A 6,477-nucleotide genomic window follows, 5' to 3' on the forward strand; every position below is an offset into this window, starting at 1 on the left:
CTGTGCTGTGTCCTCTGGGAGAACGCGTGGGAGGAGTTCACCCCGTTCCTGCGCTTCGACACCGAGATCCGCCGCATCGTCTGCACCACCAACGCGATCGAGTCCGTCAACGCCAGGATCCGCCGAGCGGTCAAAGCCCGCGGCCACTTCCCCAACGAGCAGGCCGCACTGAAGTGCGTCTACATGGCCATCATGTCCCTCGATCCCACAGGCAAGGGGCAGGCCCGCTGGACCATGCGCTGGAAGACCGCCCTGAACGCCTTCGACATCACCTTCGACGGCCGTCTCTCCGCAGCACGCCAGTAACCCTCAACAACCCGATTTACACCGTTTGTTTGACAGACCCCCTGGTCGTGCCCGGGTGTTGAGCTGGGCTGTTGCGAGGCGGGTGGCCTGGGCGATTTCCGTTGGTCGGCAAGGACTGTCCTGCGAGAGCGGCTTGCGGAAGATCCGCCACCAGCCCTCCTGGAGGTTGAGCCAGCAGGCGCCGACGGGGATGAAGGCGTGGTGGATGCGGGGGTGGTCCTCCAGCCAGGTCCGGGTGGACAGGCTGTTGTGGGGGAGAGGTTGTCGGTGATGATCCAGATCTCACCGGCGGGGTTGGTTTCCTCTACCTGCAGGAACTGCTGGTAGAAGGCACTGTTACGGCAAGAGGCGGTCATCGTGAGCTCCTGCCCGTCGTTGACCCGCAGGCGCCATAGACCCAGGTCTTCTCCGGCCCGCGGCCGTAGTCGACCTCGGACTTGATGCGGTAGCTGTCCGTCGACCAGCCCGGCGCCGGTGGAAAGGTATGTGGGATCACCGGTCCGAGCTCGTCAGCGCACAGGACCGTCGCACCGTCGGGCGGGCAGGTATACAGGCCAATGATCAGCGTCCTTTTCCCTCGAAGTCCGGATCCTTCGAGCGGGTCCAGGACCTGGTGCGACGCCAGCGCCCGCCCCGGCCAGCAAGATCCGGCGGGCCTGGGACCGGCCCACTTCAATCCCGCTCTGGCGGGCGGCCTCAGCGAGCGCATCGAGCGTCCATTCCGGCGGCCCCGACTCGTCCTCGGCCTCCAGATCGCGACTGGCCTGCACCGTCAGCCGGCCCGCAGGCGGTGTTCTCACCAGAGCGATGATCCGTGACCGCTCCGCCTCGGTGATCCGCCGTTTACGCCCTGGCCACCGCGTTTCTCCAGCCCCTCCAGACCGGACCGGTTGAAGCGGTGCAGCCAGCGGCGCACGGTCTTCTGCCGGCAGCTCACCTCTTCCGCGATCGCTGGCACCCGCAGACCAGCCCAGCCCAGCTCAGCTCGACCATCCGAGCCCGCATCACCAGATCTCGCGGTGCCTTCCGCGCCCGCGCCATTCGCCGGACCACTACTGCCAGGTTCACCGGGCTTCTCGGTCCATGCGTGGTTCGCCTCGCGGCCGATCGGGATCAAGCGGCCGTGCACTTTCCGCAGGTAGGCGGCGAGTTTGCGGATGGACCAGCGAGTGAACGGCTGGCCGAGCTTGGTCGGGCGGACGGTGGCCGTCTGGATGACGAAGTCCTCGTCGTCAGGGCTGAGCAGGCGGGGGCGGCCTCCCGCCTGCTGAGGGTCCAGGCAGGCCAGGCCGATCTCATTGAACCGGTGGATCACATCCCGAACGGTGTCGTGAAGGCCCGCAGGGCAACCTTGCAAGCTGGTGCGCGCGTTCATCCAGGAGGCGTGGGCTGACGTTACCGAGTCGGGTGGGAGCCGACCCGCCGGGGCCGCGAGCCCCGACGGGTTCCCGCTCACTTCTCCTTGAAGACGATCTCCCTGGCCGGGCGGGTCATCTTCACGGTGTTATCGGCGGTGACCTCGACGATGTGGTGCAGACCTCTGTGGAGCGTCTCGGACTCGGGGAGGAGGCGGTACTCGTCCTCCGTGGCCCCGGCCAGGAAAGCGCGGAAGCAGGCCAGTGACGAGTCGGTGCCCATGAAGTCCAGGTAGTCCTTCAGGCGGCGGAACAGCTTCGGAAGGATCACCGCGCCGGTCATGTCGTCCGTGAGCGAGGTCATTCCGGCGACCTTCGCCCCGTCGAGGGTCTTGTCGACCTTCCACACCCCCTTCGCGGACGCCCTCGCCTTCTCCGAGGCGTCGGTGAGGAGCTCGCGCAGGTACACGGGCAGGCCCGAGTAGAAGGTCGGGTAGGCCAGGCCGAGCAGGAGCAGGCGGTGGTTGGCGGTCCGCTTCAGCAGGTCGTCGTCGACGCCGGTCCAGTAGCCGCTGTACACGGGCGGGGTGCCCTTGCCGACGAAGGCCACGCACCGGCCGAAGGTGTCGGCGCCCCGGGTGAGGATCCAGCCGGGCACGCTGTCCGGCGTGGTGGCGACGGTCTCGTCGTCGTCCCGGAGGACGGTGTCGAAGCCGAGGAACTTCAGCAGCTCGTCCGCGGCCTCGTGGGCGAGGCCCCGCGGCTGGTGCTCCACGTGCTGCTTCTGGCCGTAGTGGGTCTCCAGGGCGTCGATTCCCTCGAGCCGGATGTTCGCGCGGCCGTCCGCCTTGGGTACGATCTGCCCGTCCCCAGGCACGAGCTTCCAGTCGGCCACGTTGTCCGGGATGAACGGGAGGGTGTCGCCATCCGGTTTGGCGCCCCCCTCCACCTTGAACTTTCCTCTGATCAGCAGCATGGACATGGCGGCTCCCAGCATCACCGTAGGTGTTCACTGGTTACGCACAGTACACATTCGGGCGGTCGTCGAGGTCATTTCGCTCCCGTCGGGCCGGGGAGTGTCAGCAGCAGGGCCACGTCGTTGGGGGGACCGCTGTCCGTGAAGGCCGCCAGATCCTGCCAGGCCGCCGCGACCAGGCCGCCCGGGTCCCTCGCCAGTACGGGGACCCGCGCGGCCAGCGCGCAGAAGCGCCCCGTCGAGTGACCGAAGCACTCACGATGTTCCGTTCCTGTGCGTCCGAAGGTGCCGCGGTAGTGCTGTGACTGGAGGTTCTCAGCCGCGGGCGCGGGTCTGCTGAACCGGTGGATCGCATCCCGAACGGTGTCTTCGTCAGCCTGCACCCGCTTCGCAATCACTGGCACTCGGTTGCAGCCTCTGCCCCTTCCATCACGGACGGAGTGCCCCACGGGGAAAGGGGTCTCCCTCTCGTACCGATTCCGTGACAGTCCCCGTGTCGCCATCCTCCCGTCGCTGTGCGCACGTTGTCAGGGGGTGAACCGAGATGGCCAGGACCCCGATCAGCTCGCAAACAACTGGCCCGCAGATGCCCGCAAACCCGGAAGAATGCCAGCGAATGAAGCAGGCAGGCTGACGCGTGCGCTGTCACTCCTGCGACTCCTGCTCCTCACTGTCGCCGTCCTGAGTTTCGCCGCAGCACTGGCCGGCCTCGCCAAGCCCTAACAACGACTGACCTTCGTCCAGCCGGACCGTGAGCCGAAGTCCGCCAATGTTATCGTCCCCGCCGGCCCGGCCCCCGCTTCCGCAAGGGCCACGGCGGGGATGGAAAATGGCATCACCCTGACGGTTTAATCGACAGAAATGTGCGTAACTTGGCATATGCTTGAGCGTTATGCGAATGCTATCGCGCACTTAAGGCCCCCGGACGGACAGCCTTTAGGTAGCGTGCACTTTCGTTGCTGCCATCATTGCGTGGCGGAATAGGAAAGTCTTATGACAGGCACCGTTGTGTGGATCGCCATTGCATGCGCTTCGGTATGCACCGTGCTCGGCGCGCTTGTCCAGCCGGCCGGCGGGATGCGACGCGTTGATGTCATCGAACTTCGACGGCAGCGTGAGTTCAAGCGAGCCCTGACGGAGAATCAGCATCCGGCTGCCCAGCCGGCAATTCGCCCCGCCCCTCGGACGCTCACTCTTGTGTCGCCCGGCTGCGGCACACCGCCCTGACTAACCCAAGAAACACAGGGGTTCCGCTTTCAACCTCATTCGCGTCACGGCCAGTACTCCAGCCGGACTTTTGTATTTGTCCTGGTCAACGGCCTGGCGGTGGGGAGTGTAGCGGGGGTTTGGCGGGGTCGGGGCGGCCTTGGGCTGTCCGTCCCGCGAACGAGTGCCCGCGCCGCATGTAATGACAGTGTCGGGCGCGTGCTTGGTGGAGGCGTCGCCATCGGGACCAGTTCGCCGCGTGGTCGCGGCGTGGAGGATGGCGGCGGGGTTGAGCTGCCAGCAGACGACGGATTTCGGCTGGTGTGAGCTCCACGAGGTCGGGTGTATCGGCCTGGTCACCCCTTTTTCGCGCTCTTGCACGGCCATCACGGCGAGGAAGGCGTGGGCGAGCATGGCGAGGGTGATGTGCCGGTACCAGCCGACGTAGCGGCGGACCTCGTACTCGTCCAGGCCGCACTCGTTCTTCGCGTTCTGGAAGCACTCTTCGATCTTCCAGCGGCAGCCAGCGACGCGGACCAGGTCGGCGACGGTGGCGTCCAGTGGGGCGCAGGCGAGGTAGTAGGCGCTCTCGTCGGGCCTGCTGATGCTGCGGCGTGCGAGTATCCACCGCTGCCGGGTCGGCTCGGCAGCATCGGGCTCGGCCACGGCGGGCAGGCGGGCGGCGGCCCAGTCGTAAAACCGTTCGCCCTTGGCTCCCGGCCCTGCCGACAGGCGTTGCCATGCCTTGGGCGGCGCCTGAGCGATGAGGTGGTCGATGCGCGGGCCGTTCACCTGCTGTGACTTGGGGACGGCGACGACGTAAGCGAGCTGGGCGTCTTCCAGGAAGCGCTGGAAGCGGGAGTCCTGTCCGTAGGCGGAATCCGCGGTGACCCAGGCGATGGGGAGCGGGGAGGCCAGGGCGCGACGGATCATGTCACGGGCGAGGTCGCCCTTGGTGGCGAAGGCGCGGTCGTCGGGGATGCGGGCAGCTTGGCAGCGTTCCCGGTCAGCCGTCCAGGACTTGGGCAGGTAAAGCTCGCGGTCGACCAGGGCGTGGCCGCGGGTGGTGGCGTAGGCGGCGAAGACTCCGATCTGGCAGTTCTCGGTCCGTCCGGGGACCTGTATTTCAATTAGTGCTCGGTTAGCGGGAGTTGGTGGAACACTGAGGGTATGGCTGCGCGTACGGTCGACCGGATCTCCGTTGTGGCTCTGAAAGCCAAATTTGATCAGCTACTGCCACACCTCGACGAGCGCCGCCGCCGGCTCTACCTCGCCAGCGAGGCAGGCGCGATCGGCCACGGTGGGATCACGCTTGTGGCCGCCGCTTCCGGCGCCATTACGGCCACCGTCGCGCGAGGGATCGCCGAGCTGTCCGGTCGTCCCCCGCCGACCGGGCGGATCAGAGCCCCGGGAGCCGGCCGCAAACGGCTGACGGCCACCGACCGGGTCTGCGGCCTGCGCTGGAGGCCCTGATCGAGCCGCACACCCGGGGTGATCCGGTCTCGCCGTTGCGCTGGACCACGCTCTCGCTGAGGACCCTGGCCTCAGCATTGACCGCGCAGGGTCACCCAGTCAGCGCGGCGACCGTCGGACGCCTGCTGCACGCCCTGGGATACAGCCTGCAAGGCACCGCCAAGACCTCGGAAGGCACCGGCCACCCGCCCAATTGCCCACCTGAACGCCACCGCCACCGCCTTCCTCGACGATCACCAGCCGGTGATCAGCGTGGACACCAAGGCCAAGGAATGGCTCGGCAACCGCGACCGGCCCGGTCGCACCTGGCGGCCGGGCAAGGACCCGATCCGCGTGGACTGTCACACCTTCACCACCAACGATCAACCAGTCGTCATCCCTTACGGGATCTACGACATCGCCCGCAACACCGGCTGGGTGAACGTCGGAACCGACCACGACACCGCCGAACGCGCGGTGGAATCCATCCGCCGCTGGTGGCGACACCGCGGAAGGGCCGACCACCCGGATGCCACTCGGCTACTGATCACCGCCGACTGCGGTGGCACCAACGACCCCCGCTGGACGTGGAAGAAGCACCTGGCCGCCTTCGCCCTGGAGAGCGGGCTTGAGATCACCGTCTGCCACCTCCCGCCAGGAACGCAATGCCGTTGTTTGACGATTGAACTATCGCGGGCTGCAGCGTGATGACCTTGGCCGTGATCCGTCGTGTCGGCCGCCGGTCACGGGTGTTGATCCGGTAGGAGAGCTTCGAGGAGTACTTCGAGTCCGGACGCTTCAGATGCCGGTCCGCCTCCCGCAGGCGCCTGGCGCCGTTGTCGAGCTTGCGGCGAACCTTTGCCGCCAGCACCACCAAGAACTCCTTGATCTTCGTGGGCGTGTCCGTGCACTGGCGGACCACGCTTCGCCGCGCGTGCTTGAGGACCTTGACGAAGGAGACCCGGTCCGGCGCGATCCCGTTGTCGTCGACCAGAGCGACGATGACTTGCGTGAGGCAGTGGTGTACGACCAGATGCGCCCAGACCTCCTGACGCACCAGATCCGGGTCACCCGAGCGCAGGACCTCGGCCGGCCCGCGCTGGAACGTCTTGATCTGCCTGAATGCCGACTCCGCCTCCCACCGCGAGTGGTAGAGCCCTGCTAGGGCGTGTGTCGAAAGTA

Annotated in this window: 5 protein-coding genes and 3 pseudogenes; 2 read left to right on the forward strand and 6 right to left on the reverse strand. The window is 66.9% G+C overall.

Features of this window, described 5'->3' with window-relative positions; genetic code table 11:
* Window positions 1–306: transposase (locus J7E89_RS40260; protein WP_214981483.1), on the forward strand; the 306-nt coding region annotated here is incomplete at its 5' end.
* 796 nt (window positions 307–1,102) lie between these two features.
* Here J7E89_RS40260 and J7E89_RS42230 read toward each other — a convergent pair.
* The 5 genes and pseudogenes from J7E89_RS42230 to J7E89_RS41680 form a co-directional block, all read right to left on the reverse strand.
* Window positions 1,103–1,264 (reverse strand): helix-turn-helix domain-containing protein, encoded by a 162-nt coding sequence (locus J7E89_RS42230; protein ID WP_308315779.1) that lies wholly within the window; start codon window positions 1,262–1,264, stop codon window positions 1,103–1,105.
* Between the two features lie 135 nt (window positions 1,265–1,399).
* A pseudogene (locus J7E89_RS42235) lies at window positions 1,400–1,681 on the reverse strand (helix-turn-helix domain-containing protein); the annotation flags it as partial.
* A 77-nt stretch (window positions 1,682–1,758) separates the two neighbouring features.
* The gene (locus J7E89_RS40275) at window positions 1,759–2,643 is read right to left on the reverse strand and encodes a nuclease (protein ID WP_214981484.1); all 885 of its coding nucleotides are present in this window, start codon (window positions 2,641–2,643) and stop codon (window positions 1,759–1,761) included.
* Window positions 2,644–2,711: 68 nt separating this feature from the next.
* The gene (locus J7E89_RS42240) at window positions 2,712–3,020 is read right to left on the reverse strand and encodes a hypothetical protein (RefSeq protein WP_214981485.1); all 309 of its coding nucleotides are present in this window, start codon (window positions 3,018–3,020) and stop codon (window positions 2,712–2,714) included.
* Between the two features lie 844 nt (window positions 3,021–3,864).
* A complete protein-coding gene (locus J7E89_RS41680; protein ID WP_251061762.1) occupies window positions 3,865–5,073 on the reverse strand; it encodes an IS701 family transposase in 1,209 nt (402 codons plus the stop codon).
* On the opposite strand from J7E89_RS41680, the pseudogene J7E89_RS40290 reads away from it, so the two are divergent.
* Window positions 5,014–5,958 (forward strand): annotated as a pseudogene (locus J7E89_RS40290) (ISAzo13 family transposase); the annotation flags it as partial. The gene J7E89_RS41680 and the pseudogene J7E89_RS40290 overlap by 60 nt on opposite strands.
* On the opposite strand, the pseudogene J7E89_RS40295 reads toward J7E89_RS40290, so the two are convergent.
* Window positions 5,930–6,477 (reverse strand): annotated as a pseudogene (locus tag J7E89_RS40295) (hypothetical protein); the annotation flags it as partial. The pseudogenes J7E89_RS40290 and J7E89_RS40295 sit on opposite strands and share 29 nt — an antisense overlap.

Source organism: Streptomyces sp. ISL-100 (assembly GCF_018614615.1).
GTDB lineage: Bacteria > Actinomycetota > Actinomycetes > Streptomycetales > Streptomycetaceae > Streptomyces.